The following is a 23,895-nucleotide window of genomic DNA, read 5'->3' on the forward strand; positions in this document are numbered from 1 at the left end:
TAAACTGCATAAAAAATGTGTTAATAATATAATATATTGATATTATATTATTTTAGAGTTTATAGGAAAATTCTATTTTAAAATTACGGGAGAAAAAATGAAGGCCAAATTTATAGTTGCTTTTTTATCTGTACTATTTTTTAGCTCATCATATGCAACTTTGGAGCAATGCTATAAAAATGGAGCTAATAATGACTATGAAAAAGTTTTAGAATCTTGTAAACCATACAATAAAACTGATGCAGGGGCAACTGGGTTGCTGGCAAAAGCTTATATTCAGCTTGATGAGAATGATGAAAGTGCCTTAAATGATGCATTATGGGTGGTTGATTTTTATAAAAAAAATGGCATAACTGCACATGATAAAAAGTCATATGCTTATTTATTGTATGTAGTTGGTGAGCTATATTATTTTGGTTCGAACGATATCAGGGTTAATCAAGAAAAAGGTCTTAAATACATAATTGGAGCAGCTAAATTAGGCTATGCAATTGCACAAAATCAACTAGGTAATTTTTATGTAAGAGCTGGTGGTGTTCCAACACCAAACTTTGCGAAAGCATATAAGTGGTATAAGCTTGCTATAGCTAATGGTAGTCTGGAAGCACGTAGTGCGTTTTTAATAAATAATGAACAAAGTTTTATTGAAAAATACCCTTACTGTATATCTCAAGGTAAAACATTCATAGGAGATGCTTTCTTTATAGGAGAAGGAGATTTACCTAAAAATATTAATGAAGCGCTTAAGTGGTATAAAAACGCTTATAAAATAGATCATATATCTCCAGTTGAAGTAGGCTTGGCAAAAGCATATATAGCTAAAGGAAATATAAAACTAGCAAAAAAATATGCTCATGAAGCTATAGAGCAGCCATATGCTTCTGCATTTGTTGTAGCAGCTGAACTATCTGATAGTAATTTAGATAAATATGCTTATTTAAGTCAAGCTGTAGAGTTATTTAAAACTCCCGCGCTTAATTTTTGGAATAAGTTTAACGCGTATTGTCGCCCTGATTTATCGGATAATGGCTTAAAATATGCACAAGCTGAATTATCTAAACTTAAACTATCTCAAGAAGAGCTAACACAAGCAAACAAAAAAGTAAAAGACTTCCAGAATCATTGGCAAAAAGTACCAACAAATAATTCATCTTATAAATAAAAATTTATTTATAAGATGAAAAAATTCTTTTCTAATAATTTAATAGTTTCTTTTTTTTTACTTTTATCAAAAATCTTAGGTTTTGTCAGGGATTTGCTGCTGGCAAGCTTTTTTGGTAGTAGTTTTGGGTTACAGGCTTTCCTGATAGCTTTTAGGTTTCCTGAGTTTATTCGTAAGGTTACTTCATCTGGAGCATTAACCCAGATAGTAAATCCTTATTTGAAAACAAGGATAAGATCCAGTGATAAAAAGTTTATTGTAACTATATTATATTTTATAGGCATATTGATGTTAATGATGACATTAATAGCAATCTTATTTAGCAATCTATGGACAGATATATATGCCTATGGTTTTATTGATAAAAGTAATTCTTATAAGCTAATAAAAGATATGTTTGTAGTTATGATACCTTATATATTTTTTAATAGTATAATGGGGTTTATAGCCGCAATATTAAATAGTTACAGTCGTTATTTAATATCATCATTTTTGCCGATGATTTTGAATATTGTAATGATAATAGGGATAATTGTGTCTCCAAATTTTAATATTCCCATCTATAGTATTGCATATAGTGTTTTGGTGGCTGGAGTTATTCAATTATCAGTAGGATTTTGTGCATTGTATAAGCTTACTGGGAATCTAATAATCAATAAAGATGTTATTTTATTGAAAGATATAAGATCAAGGATTTTTTTAAAAAAGCTTCCTGTAGCTTTTTTTGGCACAGCAATATTGCAGATAAATTCACTAATAGAAACATTTTTTGCTTCATTTTTGATATCGGGAAGTTTGGCTTGGTTATATTATGCAGATAGAGTAAATCAGTTTTTGTATGGAGTTTTTGGTACAGCAATAGCTATTGTGATGATTCCATATTTAATGAATTGTAAAGCTAATAAAGATAAATTTATCAAAACTTTGGCATGGATTATAAAACTTATATTGCTAATAACAATTCCTGCTATTGTTGGATTATTTATATTGGCTAAACCTATTGTGATTACATTATTTTATTATGGGCAGTTTAGCTTTGGAGATGTGGAGTTTACATATTTAGCAATGCTAGGTTACCTACTTTCATTATTTTGTTTTGTGATTGTTAGAGTTGTTATATCTGCCTTATATGTTCAAAATCGAACTTCAATAGTTTTTTATATAAGTCTTGGATGCTTAATATTGAGTATTGTCTTAGATAGTGTGGTTGTATGTTTTCTTGCTAATGATGAGTATGCTTTTATGTATTTAGCTTTTGCTAGTTCTGCCGTATCTTTAATTAATTTATTTATTCAACTCTTGATTTTATCTGAGTTTAGTTTTAAAAACTTTTGTAAGGTTTATTTACCTTTTACTATTTTGTTAAGAATATTCATAGCATCTTTATTTATGATTATGGTGCTAAAGTTGTTTAATTTAAGTGATAGATATTGGATTGCACTATCAATGTTTGGTAGGCTAAAAAGTATATGCTTAATAGTATTTTCTGGTTTTGTAGCTTATATAAGTGTGATAGCTAGTTTAGGAATATTTAGGTCATTAAAAGTAATAGATTATAATACCCCATGAAATTTTAACAACAATTTTGAGAATTTAGTTCCTAAAGTAGCTAAACTATAAATGAGCAATTTAGGATAAATGTAAATGAGTAATAAGAGAAAAATATATACCGTTGAATTTAAGACTAAAGTTGTCTTGGAAGTATTGGGGAAAGATCAAACAATCACACAGTTATCAGTAAAATATAATATTACGCACAAAAACATAAATAATTGAAAAACAGCCTTTTTAGAAAATGCTGAGTTGGTAATGGATCCATCCAAATCAGTATCACAATATAAAAAAGACAATGCAAAGCTTCAAACCAAGATAGATCAGTATTCTAAGAAGGTTGGACAACTAACAATTGAGAAGGAATTTCTTGAGGTAAAGCTCGTAAGCTTGGGATTATCTGATAGAAAAGCGATGATTGATCCTAAGCATAAATTATCTGTTGTAAAACAAAGTTGCTTATTAGAAGTTTCTAGAGCTGGTTTATATTACAAGCCTGTGGTTAACGAACATAAAGAAGAAGTAAAAGCAAAGCTTATACAGATACATGAGGAGATTCCCTGCTACGGCTATATAAAAGCTCATAAGCAATTAATAGAAGATGGGTTTAGCATCTGTGAGAACACAGTACAAAAGTATCGTAAAGAGTTAGGCATCAAAGCTATATTGGCGGTGAAAAAACCAAACTTAAACTTATCTGAACCTAACAAAGAGCATGCTATTTATAGTTACAAACTAAAAGGTTTAAGCATATTGAGACCTAATCAAGTTTGGTCTACAGATATTACATATATTAAGACTGATGCTGGCACAGTTTATATGGCAGCTATTATTGATTGGTACTCTAAGGCTGTACTAAGTTGGGAGATATCCAACACTATGGATAGTAGTTTAGTTATGAAAGTTTTAAATGAAGCTCTGTATAAATATGGAGTACCAGAAATATTTAACACTGATCAAGGTAGCCAGTACACATCTAACATTCATATCCAAACATTATTGGATAAAAAAATTACTATATCTATGGATGGTAAAGGTAGAGCAACTGATAACATTTGCATCGAAAGATTTTGGAGAAGTGCTAAATGTGAGAGATTTTATTTAAATCAATATCCTGGCATTGTTGAACTAAGAAACGATGTGGATGATTATATAGATTTTTATAATAATAGAAGATTTCATGAGTCTATCAATTATAAAAAACCTATGGAATTTTATTACGATAACTTATTGGAAAAACGGGCGGCTTAGATGGGAACTAAATAATTGAAAATATTGTTTAATTTATTGGGGTAGTATAGATTCCTAAAAATTAATTGCTGATTAGTTTATACTATTAGTGAGGTAATTATGTAGGAATAGTATGTACGATTTCAAAAAAACAAATAATCTTAGAGGAATAGAGAGAGAGACTTTGCGTATCAAGCTAAATGGTGAGTTAACTAACTCTCATCATCCATATAAGCTTGGGCATAAGTTGACTAATGAAAGCATAACAGTTGATTTTTCTGAAAATTTACTTGAGTTAATTACATCTCCACATTTAAATATTGATAGTGTTTTTGCTGAGTTAGAATCTCTGGGAGCATTTACTTTACAAAATATGTCGAGTGATGAAATAACTTTAAATACAAGCATGCCTTTATCAGTAGATGAGAATGAAATTCAAGAAGCTGACTTCGGCAAATCTAATTCTGGTAGAATGAAACAGGTTTATCGTAAAGGCTTGTCTGCTAGGTATGGAAAAGTTATGCAGATCATTGCTGGGATCCATTATAACTTTTCATTTGATAAAAAATTGATTCAAGCTAAAGCAGATCAAGAAAATATGTCTTTTTCAGATGTTTATTTCAGCGTGATAAATAACTATTTTGGGTTTATGTGGCTATTACCTTATTTATTTGGAGCTAGTCCAATATGTGCGAAAACTTCTGTTAAAAATAAGCCAGATTATCTGATAGATTTAGATGATGAGTTTTATGTTGGTAAGTATTCTACAAGCCTTAGATTGAGTGATCTTGGCTATACAAGTCCAGCACAAAAAGATTTAACGATATCTTACAATGATGTTAATTCTTATGTAAGAGATTTAATACACGCTACAGATGAAGTATTTGATGAATATAAAACTATAGGTTTATGTAATTCTGATGGAGAAATAATTCAGTTAAATGAGAGTGTTTTACAGATAGAGAATGAATACTATAGTGCAATTAGACCAAAACAGGTTGCTAAAAGGTGTGAAAGGCCAGCATGTGCTTTATATAATAGAGGCGTTGAGTATATAGAAGTTAGAGTCTTAGATGTTGATCCTTTTGCAACAAGTGGGATAAGTAAAACTACAGCTTTATTTGTCGAAGCAATGCTCATGGCTTGTTTGGAAGAAAGTCCAAAAAAATATGATAAAGCCTCTATAAAACAGGCCAAACAAAATTTAACAGCAGTTGCCATAGATGGGCGTAATCCACAACTTAAACTTCATAAACTTAGTAATAATACTGAAGTCTTATTGAAAGACTATGCATTAGAGCTATTTGAGAAAATAGAGAGCATAGCTAAAAAAATGCCAACAGAGTATTTAGAGGCAGTCAGATCTGAAAAGCGAAAGGTATTAGATATATCTGAAACCCCATCAGCTAGGATAGTTGCTATTGCAAAGCAACAAGGATATAAAAACTTTGCCTTAGAGATTTCTAAGAATGTATCTGAAAAATTTAAAGACTATAAAATTTCAGCAGAAATAGAGTCGAAATTAAAAGAGCAAGCTGGTAACTCTATTGTTACAGAAAAACAGCTTGCAAAAAATGATAGCATTTCTTTAGATGAATATATTAGTAGATATTATAAGTCATCAAAAGGTTGCTGTTAGTTAAAGATCTTTAGAAATCTAATCCTATTTTTACACCATTAATAGCAAGGGTACTGCTGCAAACTTTGATTAAGTCTTTTAAACTTTTTGTATCTTCTATATAATTTTCTTTTTTTATAAGTGAATTCAAATATAAGCATTTCAATGGTGTAGTATAAGCTATAAAAATTTAGGAGAGATGTTAAAAGAAAGAGGAAAAAATGTGGATCATACGGTAGTGTCACAAGAATTACCCGGGATAGTAATAAAATATCCAAAAATAGTTATCCCTGGATACAGTTATCCTGCTATGGAATAAAATTGATCCCAAATAGTTAGCTTTCCAGCATTAATGTGTTAACCTTTTTTAATCATATTAGTATACTACCCCAATAAATTAAACAATATTTTCAATTATTTAGTTCCCATCTAAGCCGCCCGTTTTTCCAATAAGTTATCGTAATAAAATTCCATAGGTTTTTTATAATTGATAGACTCATGAAATCTTCTATTATTATAAAGATCTATATAATCATCCACATCGTTTCTTAGTTCAACAATGCCAGGATATTGATTTAAATAAAATCTCTCACATTTAGCACTTCTCCAAAATCTTTCGATGCAAATGTTATCAGTTGCTCTACCTTTACCATCCATAGATATAGTAATTTTTTTATCTAATAATGTTTGGATATGAATGTTAGATGTGTACTGGCTACCTTGATCAGTGTTAAATATTTCTGGTACTCCATATTTATACAGAGCTTCATTTAAAACTTTCATAACTAAACTACTATCCATAGTGTTGGATATCTCCCAACTTAGTACAGCCTTAGAGTACCAATCAATAATATAATGTCCTCAGAAAAAGCTACTGATTTTAGAAAGATTTTTATTCCTAAATGTTAAACTTAACTAGATAAATTAGGAAATAGATAAATGAGTAAAAAAAGAGTAACGTATACAGCTGATTTTAAAGCTAAAGTAATTATAGAATTGCTAGAAGGCGATATGACAGTTAATGAGATAGCAAGTAAGTATGATTTACTTCCTAAAAACGTGCACAATTGGAAGCAGCAATTTTTATCTAATGCTTGCTTAGCATTTGATAAAAGCTCTGTTGTTAAGGAGTATAAGCAGGAAATAGATGAGCTTAGAAAAGATAAAGATGCAACAAGTAAAAAACTAGTCGAGGTAATAGTAGAGAGGGATTTTTTAATGGGAAAGCTAAAAAGCTTGGTATCATCAAATGATAGAGTAAACTCTGTAGATACTAAGCTAGAATTATCTTTAAATAATCAGCTTAAACTATTATCTGTATCTAAGAGTGTGTACTATTATACACCAATATCAAAATTTAGTAGTAATGATGATATTAAACTATTAAATGCAATAGATTTGATACATACTAAACATCCATATTATGGTACGAGAAGGCTAGTAAAGTTGCTAAATAGATTAGGATTTCTAGTTGGAAGGAAGCTAATCAAAAGTGCTATGGAATTCATGGGTATTAAGGCATTGTATCCTAAAAAAAAGACAACTGTCATTAATAAGCAAGACAAGAAATATCCATACTTACTTAATGTATTTAAAAATGAGACGAATCAGGTTGTTATAGATAAAGCTAATAAGGTATGGAGTGCTGATATCACGTATATTAGACTAGAATGTGGGTATGCATATTTAGTAGCCATAATAGATTGGCATAGCAAGAAAATACTAGCTTGGAAGATTTCTAATACTATGGATACACATCTAACAACTAGTGTGTTAAAAGAAGCGTTATTTAAATATGGTAAACCTGATATCTTTAACTCTGATCAAGGAACTCAATATACAGCAAAAGAGCATATTAAAATATTATCTGATAATAAAATAAATATATCTATGGATGCTAAAGGAAGATCTATAGATAATATTGCAATTGAGAGATTTTGGAGAACACTGAAATATGAAAATGTTTATCCGGCATCATATATAACTATGAAAGAGGCTAAAGTAGGTATCAAAGAATATATTGATATTTACAACAATGAAAGACTACATTCTAGTATTGGATATATGACTCCTGATGAAGTATATTCTGGTATTTTAGATGCTGCATAAAAGCAAGGAATAAAAATATTTTATAAAGTGGTATTGAATAACAGGGACAGTTTAGTTGTTCCATTCTTTCTTGAAAACGAACTCATAAATTCAGGAGTTCAATATTTCGCGAAAGATGAATGGAAAGCACATGTTCTTGAAGACTCAAGGATAGTTGCGGCTCAAAATCCTCAGTCAGTGGAAGATTTTGGATCATTTATAATCGCATTAATTTATTAGTGTAGCATAATCTTATTTTAACTATATATTATTTCGTATTTTACGAACCTCTTTATAAAGTAATTCTAGGTTTTCATCACGTATTTTATTTTTATTTAAATAGTCCATAGTTTGATATAAATATTCTCTATTTGTTCCTATAGACCCTTCTGCAAAAGCAATTCTTTTTGCTTTCTGAGCAAGCGATAAATTTGTAATATAAGCTTGACTTTCTTTATTTATTACAAATGTTAGTACTTTTATTTTTTGTCCTTCATAATTTGCATCAACCCACTGTGGATTATAAGATCTTCCGACCATTTCACGAGCCCAAATAATAGGAAGTTGATCTTCTATATCTATATTTGTGATCATACCCTCCTATTTGGGACACTTAGGTGTTAAGAAAAGGAGACAAGATGAGATATACAAAAGAGTTTAAAGATGAAGCTGTTAAATTATGTTTACAACCAGATGCAAATAGACGATAAATAGCAGATAATTTAGGGGTTAAATATAAAACCATTTGCAGTTGGATATCCAAAGCCATGTCAAACCCTCAGAAAGAAATAAAGATAGATTATAAAACGCAGTACCAGCAACTATCTTTTGAAAATACTGATTTGAAGAAAAAACTCAAACAGGCAGAAACAGAGCGTGAAATACTAAAAAAGTCAGCAGCGTACTTTGCAAAGCAAAATCTGTAAGGTACGCCTTTATTAAGGAGCATTATAAAGTTATGCCAGTAACAACACTATGTAAATCTTTGAATGTGAGCACATCTTCATATTACAGATGGATTCATAAACCTATAGGTAAAAGGCAATATAATGATGCTGAACTAGATGATGCTATTTTAATGAACATAAATCTAGATATGGAAGTGTTAGGATATACAAAGAGCTTAAAGATATGGGTTGGAAAGTTACTCAACCTAGAGTATCTAAACGTATGAAATTACTTGGTTTACATGCTAAAGCGGCTCGTAAGCATAAGAAAACTACAGATTCTAACCACAACAAACATGTTTATGATAATTTATTAGAACAAAACTTCACTGCTTTATCTGTAAATCATAGGTGGGTTACAGATATAACTTATGTACCTACACAAGAGGGGTGGCTGTATCTTTGTGTGATTATAGATTTATTCTCAAGATCAGTTATTGGTTGGGCAATGGATTCTAGGATGAAAGCGGATTTAGTTTGTAATGCTTTAAATATGGCATTCTTTAGAAGAAATTTTCCTAGTGGTGTGATTATACACTCTGATAAAGGGTCACAGTACTGTAGCAAACAATATCAAGACATTATTAAAGAACACTGGCTACTATCAAGTATGAGCTCTAAAGGATGCTGTTACGATAATGCTGCTTGTGAAAGTTTCTTTGGAACTTTAAAAGTAGAGTTAGTACATGATGAAAGCTATAAAACTAGAGAAGAAGCTAAACTATCAATATTTGAATATATTGAAGCTTACTATAATACAAAAAGGAGACATTCTACAATAAATTATATGACTCCATATCAATTTGAATATATAATGGAAAATGAAGTAGTAAACTGTCCCAAATTGACGGGGTAGATCATTGATATTCTATAAATTTTACCATAACATACCGCATTTGAGTCTTTTTCCTCTACTGCCATCATTAATCCAGGGCGTTTTTTACTTCCTCTAAATCCATCTAAATTTATACAAAAACTACGACTAAATTCATTGATCTTAGATAAAATAGAAGACTTAACTTTAATATCACATTTCCAAATTAAAGAACCATATGCAAATAAATATAAATCATTTGTTTTGGCAATTTCAGACAAAGTTTGTTGATAACATTCTTCAATTTGCTCGTAATTCCTTGTTTTTATACCTTTATCATTTACTTCTTGAATCTTTGCTGTAATCAATTTTTTAAAATCACTTTTCATTTAAATATCTTAAAATATGGCTTAAAGAACTAGAAAGCAATAGCTTTCGTAAAATATGGTAGCTATTATAAGTTGGAAGATGAATGAAACTTACCTTAAGCCCAAGGGTAAAGATCTTTATTTATATAGAGCTATTGATAAATATGAAGATACTTTAGAGTTTATGGTTAGTGAAAAAAGCTTCAAATAAATTCTTTAAGAAAGCTATTAGCTCATGACTTGCTATAGAAAGTCAATGTAGATAAATCTAGAGCTAATAAAGCAGTTTTATTGACTATTAATATTTTTTATTTTTACTTAGAATATAGTTAACTCGTGGCATAGAGATTAGACAAAATAAGTATCTGAATAATTGTATCTAGGAAATGATGGTTTTAGGGAAATTATGACTAATATAGCCATAATGTCACTTAATTTTTGTAAGTCTCATTCTAAAGCTATTAATGTTGTTTATGTATCGTATCTATTTCTATAAAAGATATAAAAAAACCAGCTCAAGGCTGGTTTTAATATTTTTCAATCTAGTAAAAGTAAAATTATACTTTTTTGATTCCGCCAAATCTCTTCTTGAATTTGTCAACACGACCTGCAGTATCAACAATTCTCTGCTTACCAGTATAAAATGGGTGACATTGAGAACAAATATCAATGCCCATAGTGTCTTTAGCAGAAGTTGATTTTGTAACAAAAGAGTTACCACAACTACAAGTTACTGTTACTTCAGTATATTTTGGATGAATTTCTTGTCTCATTTTATTAGTTTCCTTATTTTTATAATCTGACATCGCCACTTAGACTATTTCATCTAAGCACCATATCCTGTAGATAGAATAGCCTGAATATTCTAGCCTAAGTTATTCATAGTATCAAGTTTAATTAGAAGAAATATATTTTTCTCTTCTTACATTTTTAGGACCAAAGCCTGCATTTGTAAGCATTTCGTATGATTGATCAATCATATTTGGATTACCACAAACATAAACAATATCAGCTTCAGGACTTAGTTTTATCTTCTCAAATTGGTTTTGTACATAACCTGAGATTTCATAATCTTTAAGAGCTTGAGTTTCTCTACTTAGGCAAAGTTTGAAGTCAATGTTTTTATGTTTTTTAGAAAGCTCTATGAAATCTTCTTGATAAAGGGCATCTTTACGATACTGACAGCCAAGAAGTATATGTATCTCAGTATTTTCAGCTCTTTCTAAAAGTTCGGGAAACATAGATCTATATGGAACTATTCCTGTACCTGTGCCAACTAATATTATTTTTCTAACATCTTCATCTTTTAGAATAAGTCTACCAGCAGGCCCCATTGCATTTGCTTTGCCACCAATTTCCATATTAAAAAATATTTCAGAAGCAATACCACCTTTTACATAAGTAATACCAATTTCTAAAAACATATTGTCAGAAGGTAGAGAACCTAAGCTATAACTACGACGCTTAACTTTACCATCACTACCATCAAACATAAATGTAACAAACTGCCCAGCAATAAAGTTAAGAGGTTTGCCATCTGTTCTTTTGAAAACAAAGAGCCTAATATTATCGGTAATATCTTTAAAAGAAACTAATTCCAGTTCAAATTTTTCTAATGCCATTTTATTAAAACTAATATGTATATTTGTAACAGGTGTAATTATATACACAATAGACTTTAAAATATAGTTTTGAACTTTAGTCTTTTATTGATTTATAATGATGAAGAGTGTTTCGCCATCTGAACCATTCTATAAGTGTTTAGGTTTTGGTGCTATACTTTTTTCATTGCATAAAAAGTATGCAAAAATGCTAGGCTTGCTATGGCTTAGTTGCACAGCAATGGCATCTACAAAATTTACCATTTGTTAAATGGCTCAAACAGTTGTAGCTACTGATTTATTGGTTTAACAACAGGTGATTGCAAAGGCACATATTATAAGGCATTAATTAACTTAGATTGCATTTGTTATTTTGTTTATGTACCAAACCCTTTTATGTATAATGAAATCATAGAGGTCGTAAGTTTGTATTTGTAATATGCTACAGATATTTAGAGTTTTAGGGATTTTATGTGTGTTTGTACCCTCCTTGGCGTTAGCAGAGATGACTCAGTCAGAAGTTGATAAATTACATATAAAGCTTATAGCTTTAGATGAGAAACACCATACATTTAATGTTGAGTTACCTGTAGACTCAACAGATGGGTATAGATGGTTTCTTGTGCCGCCAGATTATGACTATGTAGATGATGTTGGTTATACACATAAGAGTGCTGATATCGAAAATTCAAAATGGGGTGGTATGGATAATTTTAAACTGGAACTTACTAGGAAATTTAGAAAAGTGCCTTATAAATTTGTTTTACATTTTGAGTGTTTTCGAGCATTTGAGAACAATCCACAGATTTTAAAAAAAGATGTAGTTGTTTTATCAATATTAAATTAGGAGTGAGATTTAATGAAAAAAGTATGTTTGTTTATGATAAGTTTATTTACAGTGCTAAGTGCGTATGCAACGGTGGATTGTAGTAATAAAAGTTTTGATGCAATAAAAGACCAAGCTATACAAATGGAAAAAGCTTGGGATTCTGCAAATGGTAATAAGTTAGTCTCATTTTATGATAATGATTTTGTGTATATGAGTGGGGGTAAGCCATATACAAGTAAAGCTAAAGTATTAAAACATTATGTTGATGGTTTTGCCACTAGTGGTTCTGGTAAAAGAGATTTTGGTAAACTAAAGCTTAATTATCAGTATTGCAGAAATATTGATGAAAATCATCAGTTAGTTATACTGAGATTTATATGGACTAGTCCTGCAGGTAAAGTAGCAACAGGTTATGATTTACTTGTTTGGCAGAAAAATAAAGATAATAAGTATAAAATAATAGTAGATTTTCCACAGTCTTAATTCAAAAGGGGATAAAACGTGTATATATTTTGGTTAACATTATTATTATTAGTAGTAGCTGTCATAGTAATTGTCTTGATGGCTTGCTCAATAAGTCTTGTAGAAACTCAATCTGTAAATATTATAGAAAGGTTTGGTAAATTTGTTAGAATTCAAAAGGCAGGTCTTAATTTTAGGATACCTTTTATTGAAAGAGTAGCTGGGAAAGTTAGCTTAAGAGTTCAACAGCTAGATATAATAGCTGAAACAAAAACTAGAGATAATGTTTTTGTCCATATTAAGGTCTCGGTACAGTTTTTAGTTGAGGAGTCAAGGGCAGTTGATGCATTTTATAAGCTTACAAATGCTAGAGATCAGATGGAATCATATGTGTTTGATGTGATTAGATCATCTCTACCTCGTATGAGCTTGGATGAATCTTTTGAGAATAAAGATGCAATAGCATTAGATATCAAAAAAGAACTTTCTGAAGAGATGAGTACTTATGGTTATACAATTATTAAATCGTTAGTTGTTGATATTAATCCAGAAGAGAATGTAAAACGTTCTATGAATGAGATCAATGCTGCTCAAAGACAGCTTGAAGCAACAAAGGCTAAGGCTGAAGCTGAAAAACTTATAAAAATAAAAGAAGCTGAAGGGCAAAAAGAATCAATGAAACTTCTTGGTGAGGGTATTGCCGAACAGCGAAAAGCAATAGCAAGAGGTTTACGTGTTTCTCTAGAAGATGTTAAAGAAGGTGCTGGAGATGATATATCTTCAGAGTATATATCATCTCTTGTTATGATGTATCAATACTTAGATACTCTAGAAAATATGACTAAATCGAGTAAGTCAAATGTAATATTTACACCAAATTCACCAAAAGGCTTTAATAATCTAACTTCTGAAATGATAAGTGCACTATCTGTAACTAAAGATGTATAGCTAGCTAGTCAGAGTTAGTTTTTGGCAGTATATATTTTGCCCAATTATGATATTATATGCTAAGAAATTGGAGAGTTTCTTTATTTGTGAATGATTTATAAGTTTAAAAAATATACAACTAAGTGCCTTGGTTAAGCTATTTATTTGTTTTTTATTTGTTTTAGGTGCAAACCAAGCTTGGGCATTGGTTGGTGAGTTGAGTATCCAAAATGGAGAATTTTTTCTTACAAGTAAAAATAAGAAGTTTAATTTACAAGGTGATAAAAAAATTATAAAAGAGTCAGAAAGTTTAATTCATCTAGATAGCTTAGTTGTTGTTAATAATTATGTTAAAGTAGATGAAAACACTTTGTATCTCAAAGAAGTTCCATCTTCAATAAGTGGAAGCATTCAATTTAGTGGAAAACTTATTAGAGATCAAAAGAGTCTATATTTAGATACTACAGATGATAAAATTCCCATCAAGCTTTTATATGGGGTTGATTTTAGAGGTAATCATTTTGATCAAAAATCCATAAATTATTACATTAATAAGCAAGTTAATATTATTGGTAAGTTTTATGGAGGATATTTGCATATATCAGCAATTTTACTTAGTAATATTTTTGAAAACATAGATGCTAAATTTCCAATTAATAGTAAATATAAAAAATCTTTAGATAAAAATTATCAAAAGTTCATAACAGAAACTTTGATGGAGAATGAGTTTAGTCAAAATTTACAACCATTTAAAGTAACTATAGTTAATAATGCTAAGGTCAAAAATAATGATAAAGCTTTACTAATTTCATTAGCAGGAAGACAAGGTGATGACTTTGCTACAGTAGGAGGGCATTTTGTTTTAGGTGAAGCTACTTTAGATAACAATATGCTCAAAAACTTTAGTCTTTTTAATTTTTATACAACTAAAAATAAAAAAATGATGATCCCTGCAGAGATATCATATGTAGATTATTTTGGTAACTTATCACAAGGCCAACAAAACTATAGGTCAACCTATACACTTATTATATATGGTGTTGATAAAGACAAAATTAAAAAAATGGCAAATGTTATAAATAGAGATCTTAACTATATGCGTATTTCACAAGATACTGGAGGTATCTTCTATGATTGTGTTAATACTGCTTTATATGCATTATATAGATCTCAGTTTATAGATAATCCTAGTTCTTTAAGCTTTTTAGGATTACAAACTTTTTACCGTACACCCAAAAAATATGATAGCAGTAATTACTCATACTTTAACAATAGTTGGTACTATATTCTAAATAGTAAAAAAGTATTTTTGCCGAGAGCAGGATTTAAATATATTTTGGAGAATATTCGAGAATTTAAACCTAAAAGGGTGGATTTTGTATTTTACAATCAAATACCGTCAGGTAGACCTTTAGGAGGAGCTCCAATTGCAAGTATATATAATTATTTGAGGATCACAGCTAGATCCGACAAACCATCTAAAAAATATACTGTTTACGATATGGCAAAATTTTTAGATATCTTAGATATATAGTAATCAGTGTTAAAATCTAAAATGATTTAGGCCATGCTCTCTAATAAAGCCTCCTAAGTTAGCTGAAATTGTTAAGTAATATAATGCTCAAACTCTATTATTTGCCATCCTCTTAACTTCGCTATTTGATATAAATCTTTAGATGGGTTAGTAGCTATAGCAGTTTTAGCATATTCTAACAGAGGTAGATCATTTACAGAGTCAGAATAGAAAGTTATATTATTTGTTGTAATATTTCTATTATTAGCCCACTCTAAAAGTCGTTCAACTTTACCTTCCTTGAAAGTTAAAGTATCTTTTGTCTCTCCCTTTATTCTGTTATTTTCTTCTAATATATTTATTGCGAGAATATTTTCTCTAGGGAAACCTAAATATAACCCTACAGGCTCAACTAAGTTTTTAATTGTGGCAGAAATTAATACTACTTCAGAAATTTTGCGTTTATACTCGCTAATCAAAGCTTTACCTCGAGAATAAACTTTATCTATGACAACTTCATTAACAAACTCTAAAATATAACTATTAAAACTCGTAATCTCCATACCAATAAAAGGTTTTAATGAAAATTTAACATATTCTTTCATATCAATTTTAGCTTGTGAATAAAGCTTTTCATAACTAAGTTGCTGCTTGATCATTTCATCCTTAGGCTTAACTATGCCAATGCCAATGGCAATGGCATATCTAAACCACTCATCTGCGGTATCAATTGAGACTAAAGTTTTATCCAAATCGAAAACTATTAGCTTTTTCATATTTAGACCTTATTATAATTTTATATTTGGAAAATCTAATATCATTCTAGTAAAGGTATCAATGTTAGCTTTATCTATGACAAATATATATTTATTAATCATTGATGAGTTAATCTTTTCTAAGATAAAATGTACTGAGTTTTCATTAGGATTATTTAGTAAAGGCTCTATATATAAGCTGCCCAAAAGTTTTTCAAATCTTTTTTCAAACTTTTGAAAACTCTTCAACTGATTATTAGCTGCTAAAATAATAATTTCTTCTAGATTAATCTTCATAGAATGCAAGTAAATAGATAGTTTTTCTACTGAGTTAGTATCTATTAATAAAATCTCTTTATTAGGACTATATTTCTTAAATAAAACATTATCTAAAGAAGCCAACATATAATTATTAAAATCTTTAGATTGCGGAAGTCGTAGATCAATTTCTTTAGCTTTTTCATCATTGGCTCTTACTTGAATGATTTCTTTAAAAAGATTATTGTTTTCAAACTCTAAAAGCTCACTAGTATTCATAGGACCACCTTGAAATTCAAGAGTTTCTCTACTTGCAGCAGATAATTTTTCATAATAACTTAGTTTTTTCTTTGCTAAATATCTTTTAGCATCAACATGATTTTTTATAAGAGAACAAACACTTGTGTTAAATCCAAGCTCACGCATAATTCTAGCTCCAACCCATTCATGATGGAGGACTCCGAGACCATCCATTTCAGGTCTTTTTATGTTCTCTGCATAGTGTCCAATGTCATGGAATAAAGATGCAACTACAACATCTGGACTATGTTTTGCTTTTGCTGCGAAATACCCTCCCTCTAAAGCATGGGCAAGTTGTGTGATATCTTCACCTATATAGTCTGCCTCAGCATTTTTACATAAAACTTGTTTTGCTATCTCTATTTGTGATTTTATATGTTTATTCATAAATTTTACTCTATTCTATAGGGTTCGCAACATTATATATCTCGGCACCTTTACTATAATCCTTGCCTGGAATTTTTTCACAATCTTGAGGAAATTTATCTCTTTTATCTGCAAAATATTCCTTACGCATTGATTTACCCTCAGATGCTCTACTATAAGTTATAAAAGCAGCTCTTCTTGATCTATTGCTATTATTTGTCTTTGAATAGTGAGGTAAATATGAATCAAAGAGTAAAACGTCTCCAGCTTTGCACTCGATTGGTATCCAATCTAATTTCTTAGCAATTTCTACTTTTATAGAGCCATCTTTTTCTTGATCAAGAGTTATGTCTTTATATGGATTTGATTTAATGACTCTTAAGCAACCATTTTCAATAATGCTGTCATCTATAGCTACCATCATAGTAACATGATACTTTTGATTAAAACCAATAAATGCAGGAGCATCTTGATGCGCACTAAAGCCACTACTTTGTGGATATTTAACATTTATTTTTTCTTTAAAAAGTAAAGCTTTTTCTTCCATTAATTGAGATACTAAAGAAATAGTGTTTTCTCCGGCTGCTATTTCAAAAAAATTTTGTTCATAATCAAGAAAATTTTCTATTCTACAAAGCTTTTTTTGGCTTCCTGATTCAAAATATTTCATCCATTTTCTTGGAGTTTCTGGCAGTGCTTCTAAATGAGCACACCATTTACTAAGATTTCGTTTTTGTTCATTAGATAATAAGTTAGTAACTTTTAAGAACTTATTCTCATCCCAAAATAATTTATCTTTTTTAAATAGTTGATAACTCATAAACCTTCACCTATATTTCTAAATTAACTTCTTGATTTTTTATAAAGAATGATAGTATAAAACCGAACAATAATGATAGTGATATTAATGCAACTGAAATATAAACTCCAAGATGAGATACCATCAAAGGTAAAAACATAGTACCAATAAACGCACCAACTTTAGCAATTCCTGCTGCTAGACCATGACCTGTTGCACGCAAATGTGTTGGATAATACTGTGCTGGCAATGAATATGTGGTAATGCCTGGACCCAAGTTGACAAAAAAGTTAAATATTATAAATCCTGTAAAAATTAGCGACATATTAACAAAATGACTACTTGTAAAACTAAATGCTAGAATAAATAAACCTGCAAAAGATACAAAAAAACCGATCTTTTGTAATAAAATATTATTCATTTTTTGAATAGCCCATATAGATGCCCATGCCCCAAGCACAACAAAAATATTGACATAAAGTGTACTTCTAATCAAATCACCTGCCGAATCTAGGAAGCTTGCCGATGCACTAACATGTAGTGATTCTAGAATTATTGGAGTAAATAAGCCTATACCATAATAGGCTATATCCATTAAAAACCATATAGAACAAAAACAAAAGGTTAGTAATAAATATTTTTTAGAAAATAACTCTTTGTAGTTTTTATTTTTTTCTTTGGATTCTATATTTATATTTTTATGAGTTTTCCATAAAGTGCTTTCTGGAAGTCTTGCTCTGAGTATAAGACCTAATATAGCTGGAATTACACAACTCATAAACATCAGTCTCCAGACACCCAGCTCAGGATACACGCTATATAATCCCCAGGCAATTAATACTCCTATCGGTGAAGCTAAGCAGTTAACTAACATTGCAATCGCCATGAATTTACCAGATTTTTCCTTGGGTGTCATTTCAGCCATATATGCAGCACATATTGGGTAATCCATTCCCACACCGAATCCTACTAAAAATCTTAGCACAATCAAAGACGTCATATCCCAAGCTAAAGAACATGCCATAGAGATAATAACAAAAAAAACTAAATTAATTATTAACATTGATTTTCTACCAATGTGATCAGATAATCTACCTATACAGATAGCACCCAAAGCTGCTCCTATGGGAGCAGCACTCTGAACAACACCAAGTTGAATATCTGTTGGTAAAAAAACTTGATTTATAAAGGGAAGAGCAATTGAACTAATATAAAGTAAGTATCCATCTATGAATAATCCAAGTGAGCATACTATTAAAATTAATCTATTTAATCTTATCTGCGACGCACATTCCATATAAGTTAATCCTATTAAATTTTTAAAATTATTGATGTGCTATAAACTATTACATAATGATTATTATATTCTTTAAATTTTTAAATTTTAAATATTTGATATGGTAATCGACATTGAAACAATGTAGAATTTTAGGCCTTGTTTTAAAAAAAATAGATCAATAAAGTTTTTAGCGAAATAATATAACAGAAATATAGTTCAATAACAATTAACTTTATGCGCCAATTTAATATTGAAGACTCAGAGGTAATAACCAAACACCACTAAGTAAACCTTTAGAAGGTGCTCCAATCGCAAGCGTATAAAGCATTTTAGAATCACAACTAGGTCAGATAAACCTACTAAGAAGTATACTGTTTATGATATGGCAAGATTTTTAGCTAGCCTAGATATATAGTAATCAGTGTTAAGATTTAAAATGACTAATAATCTATAATGTTCTGTCACAAATTGATAGATGCTTATATTTAAAGATTGATATTTTAGTATTTTAAAAATTATATTTGCAATTTTAAGTTCTATATCAAATCCAAAAACAGATCTTTAGGGCCTTAATGATGTATAAAAGTATCTTAGTTGAAACTCAGCAAATAAGGCATATTTTATCAATAATAAAATCCGATTATATTTGCTAATCAAAATATAATTAAAGAAGTAAATATGATTCATGTGATAAATAGAACTGCAGATATAACAATAAAAAATTATATAATTGATTGCAGGCATGATTTACAAAAAAAAGTTAGGTATGAAATTACTTAAGCTATTACTTCAAGCTTAATTGTTTTATTTTTATGTTTTATCTACAATAATTATTCAGTAGTTAGTACTTTAAATATTAAGTTTATATAGTTATGTGGTTTATTATTGAATCAATGTCATGCTCAAGTTGTGTAGCAAAGATAGAAAAAGCTTTGCTAAGTATAGAATTATACTACCCCAATAAATTAAACAATATTTTCAATTATTTAGTTCCCATCTAAGCCGCCCGTTTTTCCAATAAGTTATCGTAATAAAATTCCATAGGTTTTTTATAATTGATAGACTCATGAAATCTTCTATTATTATAAAAATCTATATAATCATCCACATCGTTTCTTAGTTCAACAATGCCAGGATATTGATTTAAATAAAATCTCTCACATTTAGCACTTCTCCAAAATCTTTCGATGCAAATGTTATCAGTTGCTCTACCTTTACCATCCATAGATATAGTAATTTTTTTATCCAATAATGTTTGGATATGAATGTTAGATGTGTACTGGCTACCTTGATCAGTGTTAAATATTTCTGGTACTCCATATTTATACAGAGCTTCATTTAAAACTTTCATAACTAAACTACTATCCATAGTGTTGGATATCTCCCAACTTAGTACAGCCTTAGAGTACCAATCAATAATAGCTGCCATATAAACTGTGCCAGCATCAGTCTTAATATATGTAATATCTGTAGACCAAACTTGATTAGGTCTCAATATGCTTAAACCTTTTAGTTTGTAACTATAAATAGCATGCTCTTTGTTAGGTTCAGATAAGTTTAAGTTTGGTTTTTTCACCGCTAATATAGCTTTGATGCCTAACTCTTTACGATACTTTTGTACTGTGTTCTCACAGATGCTAAACTCATCTTCTATTAATTGCTTATGAGCTTTTATATAGCCGTAGCAGGGAATCTCCTCATGTATCTGTATAAGCTTTGCTTTTACTTCTTCTTTATGTTCGTTAACCACAGGCTTGTAATATAAACCAGCTCTAGAAACTTCTAATAAGCAACTTTGTTTTACAACAGATAATTTATGCTTAGGATCAATCATCGCTTTTCTATCAGATAATCCCAAGCTTACGAGCTTTCCCTCAAGAAATTCCTTCTCAATTGTTAGTTGTCCAACCTTCTTAGAATACTGATCTATCTTGGTTTGAAGCTTTGCATTGTCTTTTTTATATTGTGATACTGATTTGGATGGATCCATTACCAACTCAGCATTTTCTAAAAAGGCTGTTTTTCAATTATTTATGTTTTTGGGCGTAATATTATATTTTACTGATAACTGTGTGATTGTTTGATCTTTCCCCAATACTTCCAAGACAACTTTAGTCTTAAATTCAACGGTATATATTTTTCTCTTATTACTCATTTACATTTATCCTAAATTGCTCATTTATAGTTTAGCTACTTTAGGAACTAAATTCTCAAAATTGTTGTTAAAATTTCATGGGGTATTATACTATTCTCACCTGATCTACTAGCTAAATTAGATATTTACACCAAGATGTATCCAGATGTGACTATTAATATGGATTTGGCAGAAGAGCCAGTTAACTTTGGTTAAACAACGATAGATATTGCATTTGGTTTTAATTGGCCACCACCACAGCATATTATTTCACGTAAATATAAGCAGACCTCTTATGTTACTTGTGCCTCATCTGAGTATATTCGACGTTATGGTGAACCAAAGACTATAAAAGATATGCATAGACATAAAATTATCATACATACTATAAGAACAAAGAGTAATATGCCGATGATAATAGGTTTTAAAAATACGTCAGAGAAAATTCAGCCTTATTTATATATTAATGGTGTTGAAGCTATGAAGGCCTGTGTTTTGCAACATATGGGTATTGCACAATTTCATGATTATGCTGTTAAAAAAGAGTTAGAAGACGGAACTCTCGTTGAAATACTTAAACCTACTATTATAGAAACCTTTGACTTATGTATTTATTATGAAAAAAACAATATTGTTCAACCAAAGGTCAAGAAGTTTATAGAACTATTTTTTCCTAAGTAGTGGCTATATTAAATCAAAAACTCAACAAGATATAGATACAACAGTAGCCTAAGCGAAATCAAAAATATTATTTAGTATAGCAGCTGAGAAAATATTAAATAAAATCCTACTAATAAAAGGATCTGTAGCACCATTTTTAATATGGTGATTAAACAACTCTAGTAGTTTAGCATGGTCAAATAGTTGCATCGATATGAAATTATTACTATGAAATACATCTCCCATCATTATATTTAGAGGGGATTTCGCTTTGCTTGGTGGCGCCATATATGGATGTTTCATATTTTGATAGTGCTCTGGTGTGACAAAATCTTTACAGCTTTCTCTTAGAATAAATTTATCTGTATTATTGTAGTATTTATACTTAGGAGGTACTTTAGTTATATAGTCAATCACATCATTATCAAGAAAAGGCACTCTAGCTTCAACAGAATGGGCCATCTCAGTACGATCACCTAATGCAGTTAGGACATAAGCAAATGTATTTAAGGATTGGTAGTATAAGGAAATATTTAGTGCGTCCCAGTTACTTATGTCAATAAAGTTTTTGTCTAAAAATCTTTGAAATTTATCTAAGCAATTTTCATCTTTGAAGTTTTTGCTAAAGAGATCGTTTACTTGCTCTATTTGTGGTACATGATTTGAGCAAAAACTTGGGCTAAAGCCTAGTTTTCTTTTTAAATATTCTATCTCTCTAGCTCCATCGGCAAGGAAAACTCCTTTATTTACTTCAATTTTGCTCGCAATAGAGTTTTTATCAAACATTTCTGGATTAACTTGCATAGCATCAATTACATTTGTAATATAGCCGCAATTATATTCGTCTGATCCTTCGCCTGTTAAGACTACTTTATAATTATTTTTACGAACTAAATCACTTAATAAATGTTTTGCTACTCCATGAGGATTAAAAGTTGTATTTTCTAAACACCAAAGATGATCAGTAAGCTTATCTGCTAAAATCTGATCATTGATATCTAGAATATGTTGTTTGCCTGAATATTTGTTTATTAATTTTTTTGCAATTATGCTTTCATCATAATTTTTATCATCAAACGATATTGTGAACGCATCTAGCCCTTTACCACTTAGTTGGCTTGCAATAGCATAACATACTGAAGAATCTATGCCTCCACTGAGATAAGTAGCAACTGGAACATCTGAGACTAATCTTCTTTCTATTGCTTTAGTAATCCTATTACGATATTGATCAAGAATTTCGGGTAAAGTTTCGCTAGTATAGTTGGCCTTATCATATTTGGGTTGCCAATAACGATGCTCAGAAATATTTCCAGAACGTATGTCATAAATCATGAAATGACTAGGTTTAACGTTATAGATGTTTTTGAATATAGTGTCATCTTGGCTTAAGGGCTGTCCATAGAGACGATCTTTTAACTCTCTTATATTAAACTCGGCCTTTTGTCTGTGATATTTAAGTATACTTTTTATCTCTGAAGCGAAGCTAATACCTTGGCTATCAATACTGAAATGTAGTGGTTTAACCCCGTGCCTATCTCTAAAAGCAATTATACGCTGTTTGTTTTTATCATAGATAACACCTGCAAACTCACCATTTAATTGAGCAAAACAATCATTGCCGCTTTCTAAATACATAGGTAATATTATTTCACTATCAGTATTTGTATTAAATTTGTAATTTTTCGACTTATAGTCTTGTCGAATTTGTTTGTAGTCGTAGAATTCTCCATTTACTATAGCAGTAAGATCATCATTATGATTTAATGGCTGTTCACCATTTTCAACACCAATTATGCTTAAGCGAGTATGTCCAAAAGCAATATTTGGATCATTGAGTATACTATAATGTTGCTCATCTGGACCTCTGTGCTTAAGTAATGAAAGAGCAGCGTTGAACCTTTCTCTATCTATTTGCTCATTTTTTCTAAAAACCATTAAGATTCCACACATATTAACCACCTTGTTGGCACTTTTAAGAATTAACAATAATACTTTTTTTTGTATAGCCCTTTATTTACAAATACTGTTATATATTTTTGTTTATTTTCTATGGCACACCCAGAGGGACTCGAACCCCCGCATCCGCCTCCGGAGGGCGACGCTCTATCCAGTTAAGCTATGAGTGCAATGTCTTTATCTTAAGGTGTTTTGTGATATTGAGTAATTTTTTTACTTTTATAAGGTTCTGTGTAGGTACTACAATCACAACTTTTTTGTTTAATTTTGCTATA

At 30.0% G+C, this 23,895-nt stretch carries 27 protein-coding genes and 1 tRNA gene; 15 read left to right on the forward strand and 13 right to left on the reverse strand.

Features of this window, described 5'->3' with window-relative positions:
• The first annotated feature begins 97 nt into the window (after window positions 1-97).
• The 5 genes from CDV26_RS02535 (at window position 98) to gshA (ending at window position 5,582) form a co-directional block, all read left to right on the forward strand.
• A complete protein-coding gene (locus CDV26_RS02535; protein WP_088771966.1) occupies window positions 98-1,162 on the forward strand; it encodes a tetratricopeptide repeat protein in 1,065 nt (354 codons plus the stop codon).
• Window positions 1,163-1,177: 15 nt separating this feature from the next.
• On the forward strand, window positions 1,178-2,731 hold the full coding sequence (murJ, locus tag CDV26_RS02540) for a murein biosynthesis integral membrane protein MurJ (RefSeq protein ID WP_088771967.1): 1,554 nt from the start codon (window positions 1,178-1,180) through the stop codon (window positions 2,729-2,731).
• Window positions 2,732-2,806: 75 nt separating this feature from the next.
• A complete protein-coding gene (locus CDV26_RS13490) occupies window positions 2,807-2,938 on the forward strand; it encodes a transposase (RefSeq protein ID WP_169709702.1) in 132 nt (43 codons plus the stop codon).
• Window positions 2,939-2,971: 33 nt separating this feature from the next.
• A complete protein-coding gene (locus CDV26_RS02545; RefSeq protein ID WP_088771968.1) occupies window positions 2,972-3,964 on the forward strand; it encodes an IS3 family transposase in 993 nt (330 codons plus the stop codon).
• A 112-nt stretch (window positions 3,965-4,076) separates the two neighbouring features.
• Window positions 4,077-5,582: a glutamate--cysteine ligase gene (gshA, locus tag CDV26_RS02550; RefSeq protein WP_088771969.1), complete on the forward strand. Its 1,506-nt coding sequence runs from the start codon at window positions 4,077-4,079 to the stop codon at window positions 5,580-5,582.
• 408 nt (window positions 5,583-5,990) lie between these two features.
• Here gshA and CDV26_RS02555 read toward each other — a convergent pair whose 3' ends face one another.
• Window positions 5,991-6,362, reverse strand: coding sequence for an integrase core domain-containing protein (locus CDV26_RS02555; RefSeq protein ID WP_245806484.1), 372 nt, complete (start codon window positions 6,360-6,362; stop codon window positions 5,991-5,993).
• 138 nt (window positions 6,363-6,500) lie between these two features.
• Between CDV26_RS02555 and CDV26_RS02560 the strand changes: the two genes are divergently transcribed.
• The gene (locus CDV26_RS02560; protein ID WP_088771971.1) at window positions 6,501-7,670 is read left to right on the forward strand and encodes an IS3 family transposase; all 1,170 of its coding nucleotides are present in this window, start codon (window positions 6,501-6,503) and stop codon (window positions 7,668-7,670) included.
• Window positions 7,671-7,910: 240 nt separating this feature from the next.
• Here CDV26_RS02560 and CDV26_RS02570 read toward each other — a convergent pair whose 3' ends face one another.
• On the reverse strand, window positions 7,911-8,243 hold the full coding sequence (locus tag CDV26_RS02570) for a gamma-glutamylcyclotransferase (protein WP_088771973.1): 333 nt from the start codon (window positions 8,241-8,243) through the stop codon (window positions 7,911-7,913).
• Window positions 8,244-8,416: 173 nt separating this feature from the next.
• Between CDV26_RS02570 and CDV26_RS11880 the strand changes: the two genes are divergently transcribed.
• The 3 genes from CDV26_RS11880 to CDV26_RS02580 are packed head-to-tail and all read left to right on the forward strand — an operon-like array spanning window position 8,417 to window position 9,452.
• Window positions 8,417-8,575 carry a hypothetical protein gene (locus tag CDV26_RS11880; protein WP_157671347.1) on the forward strand — a complete coding sequence of 53 codons (159 nt, stop codon included), beginning with the start codon at window positions 8,417-8,419 and terminating at the stop codon, window positions 8,573-8,575.
• A 32-nt stretch (window positions 8,576-8,607) separates the two neighbouring features.
• Complete coding sequence (locus CDV26_RS02575; RefSeq protein ID WP_088771820.1) at window positions 8,608-8,823, forward strand: hypothetical protein; 216 nt, start codon at window positions 8,608-8,610, stop codon at window positions 8,821-8,823.
• Window positions 8,781-9,452, forward strand: a complete 672-nt coding sequence (locus tag CDV26_RS02580) for an IS3 family transposase (protein ID WP_088772064.1) — start codon at window positions 8,781-8,783, stop codon at window positions 9,450-9,452. Before CDV26_RS02575 ends, CDV26_RS02580 begins: the two co-directional genes overlap by 43 nt.
• Here the strand turns inward: CDV26_RS02580 and CDV26_RS02585 are convergent.
• Entirely contained in the window at window positions 9,395-9,799 is a 405-nt protein-coding gene (locus CDV26_RS02585; protein ID WP_088771974.1) for a gamma-glutamylcyclotransferase, read from the reverse strand. The two genes, CDV26_RS02580 and CDV26_RS02585, sit on opposite strands and share 58 nt — an antisense overlap.
• A 55-nt stretch (window positions 9,800-9,854) precedes the next feature.
• On the opposite strand from CDV26_RS02585, the gene CDV26_RS02590 reads away from it, so the two are divergent.
• Entirely contained in the window at window positions 9,855-9,989 is a 135-nt protein-coding gene (locus tag CDV26_RS02590) for a DDE-type integrase/transposase/recombinase (RefSeq protein WP_088771975.1), read from the forward strand.
• Between the two features lie 346 nt (window positions 9,990-10,335).
• On the opposite strand, the gene rpmE is transcribed toward CDV26_RS02590, so the two are convergent.
• Window positions 10,336-10,551, reverse strand: coding sequence for a 50S ribosomal protein L31 (rpmE, locus tag CDV26_RS02595; RefSeq protein WP_088773429.1), 216 nt, complete (start codon window positions 10,549-10,551; stop codon window positions 10,336-10,338).
• Window positions 10,552-10,671: 120 nt separating this feature from the next.
• Window positions 10,672-11,400, reverse strand: coding sequence for a ferredoxin--NADP reductase (locus CDV26_RS02600; RefSeq protein ID WP_088771976.1), 729 nt, complete (start codon window positions 11,398-11,400; stop codon window positions 10,672-10,674).
• Between the two features lie 484 nt (window positions 11,401-11,884).
• Here CDV26_RS02600 and CDV26_RS02605 point away from each other — a divergent pair, with 484 nt between their 5' ends.
• The 4 genes from CDV26_RS02605 to CDV26_RS02620 all read left to right on the forward strand — a co-directional run bounded on the left by CDV26_RS02605 (window position 11,885) and on the right by CDV26_RS02620 (window position 15,131).
• Window positions 11,885-12,226 (forward strand): hypothetical protein, encoded by a 342-nt coding sequence (locus tag CDV26_RS02605; protein WP_211276388.1) that lies wholly within the window; start codon window positions 11,885-11,887, stop codon window positions 12,224-12,226.
• Window positions 12,227-12,238: 12 nt separating this feature from the next.
• Window positions 12,239-12,691 carry a YybH family protein gene (locus tag CDV26_RS02610; protein ID WP_088771977.1) on the forward strand — a complete coding sequence of 151 codons (453 nt, stop codon included), beginning with the start codon at window positions 12,239-12,241 and terminating at the stop codon, window positions 12,689-12,691.
• A gap of 78 nt (window positions 12,692-12,769) precedes the next feature.
• Window positions 12,770-13,618, forward strand: a complete 849-nt coding sequence (locus tag CDV26_RS02615; RefSeq protein ID WP_088773431.1) for an SPFH domain-containing protein — start codon at window positions 12,770-12,772, stop codon at window positions 13,616-13,618.
• A 127-nt stretch (window positions 13,619-13,745) separates the two neighbouring features.
• Window positions 13,746-15,131 (forward strand): hypothetical protein, encoded by a 1,386-nt coding sequence (locus tag CDV26_RS02620; protein ID WP_088771978.1) that lies wholly within the window; start codon window positions 13,746-13,748, stop codon window positions 15,129-15,131.
• A 71-nt stretch (window positions 15,132-15,202) separates the two neighbouring features.
• Here the strand turns inward: CDV26_RS02620 and CDV26_RS02625 are convergent, their stop codons facing one another.
• The 6 genes from CDV26_RS02625 to CDV26_RS13495 form a co-directional block, all read right to left on the reverse strand.
• Complete coding sequence (locus CDV26_RS02625; RefSeq protein ID WP_088771979.1) at window positions 15,203-15,886, reverse strand: HAD family hydrolase; 684 nt, start codon at window positions 15,884-15,886, stop codon at window positions 15,203-15,205.
• 12 nt (window positions 15,887-15,898) lie between these two features.
• Window positions 15,899-16,810 carry an HD domain-containing protein gene (locus CDV26_RS02630; protein ID WP_088771980.1) on the reverse strand — a complete coding sequence of 304 codons (912 nt, stop codon included), beginning with the start codon at window positions 16,808-16,810 and terminating at the stop codon, window positions 15,899-15,901.
• A 10-nt stretch (window positions 16,811-16,820) separates the two neighbouring features.
• Window positions 16,821-17,609: a phytanoyl-CoA dioxygenase family protein gene (locus tag CDV26_RS02635; RefSeq protein ID WP_088771981.1), complete on the reverse strand. Its 789-nt coding sequence runs from the start codon at window positions 17,607-17,609 to the stop codon at window positions 16,821-16,823.
• A 10-nt stretch (window positions 17,610-17,619) separates the two neighbouring features.
• The gene (locus tag CDV26_RS02640; protein WP_088771982.1) at window positions 17,620-18,885 is read right to left on the reverse strand and encodes an MFS transporter; all 1,266 of its coding nucleotides are present in this window, start codon (window positions 18,883-18,885) and stop codon (window positions 17,620-17,622) included.
• A 979-nt stretch (window positions 18,886-19,864) separates the two neighbouring features.
• The gene (locus CDV26_RS02645) at window positions 19,865-20,857 is read right to left on the reverse strand and encodes an IS3 family transposase (RefSeq protein WP_088771983.1); all 993 of its coding nucleotides are present in this window, start codon (window positions 20,855-20,857) and stop codon (window positions 19,865-19,867) included.
• Between the two features lie 33 nt (window positions 20,858-20,890).
• Window positions 20,891-21,022 carry a transposase gene (locus CDV26_RS13495; protein WP_169709695.1) on the reverse strand — a complete coding sequence of 44 codons (132 nt, stop codon included), beginning with the start codon at window positions 21,020-21,022 and terminating at the stop codon, window positions 20,891-20,893.
• 246 nt (window positions 21,023-21,268) lie between these two features.
• On the opposite strand from CDV26_RS13495, the gene CDV26_RS02650 reads away from it, so the two are divergent.
• Complete coding sequence (locus tag CDV26_RS02650; protein WP_245806542.1) at window positions 21,269-21,682, forward strand: LysR substrate-binding domain-containing protein; 414 nt, start codon at window positions 21,269-21,271, stop codon at window positions 21,680-21,682.
• Between the two features lie 48 nt (window positions 21,683-21,730).
• Here CDV26_RS02650 and asnB read toward each other — a convergent pair whose 3' ends face one another.
• Together asnB and CDV26_RS02660 are read right to left on the reverse strand one after the other, a co-directional pair.
• The gene (gene asnB / locus CDV26_RS02655) at window positions 21,731-23,614 is read right to left on the reverse strand and encodes an asparagine synthase (glutamine-hydrolyzing) (protein WP_088771985.1); all 1,884 of its coding nucleotides are present in this window, start codon (window positions 23,612-23,614) and stop codon (window positions 21,731-21,733) included.
• A gap of 100 nt (window positions 23,615-23,714) precedes the next feature.
• Window positions 23,715-23,790: transfer RNA gene (locus tag CDV26_RS02660), tRNA-Arg, on the reverse strand.
• Window positions 23,791-23,895 lie beyond the last annotated feature (105 nt).

Origin of the sequence: Francisella halioticida (genome assembly GCF_002211785.1) — a bacterium.
In the GTDB taxonomy this organism is placed as follows: domain Bacteria; phylum Pseudomonadota; class Gammaproteobacteria; order Francisellales; family Francisellaceae; genus Francisella; species Francisella halioticida.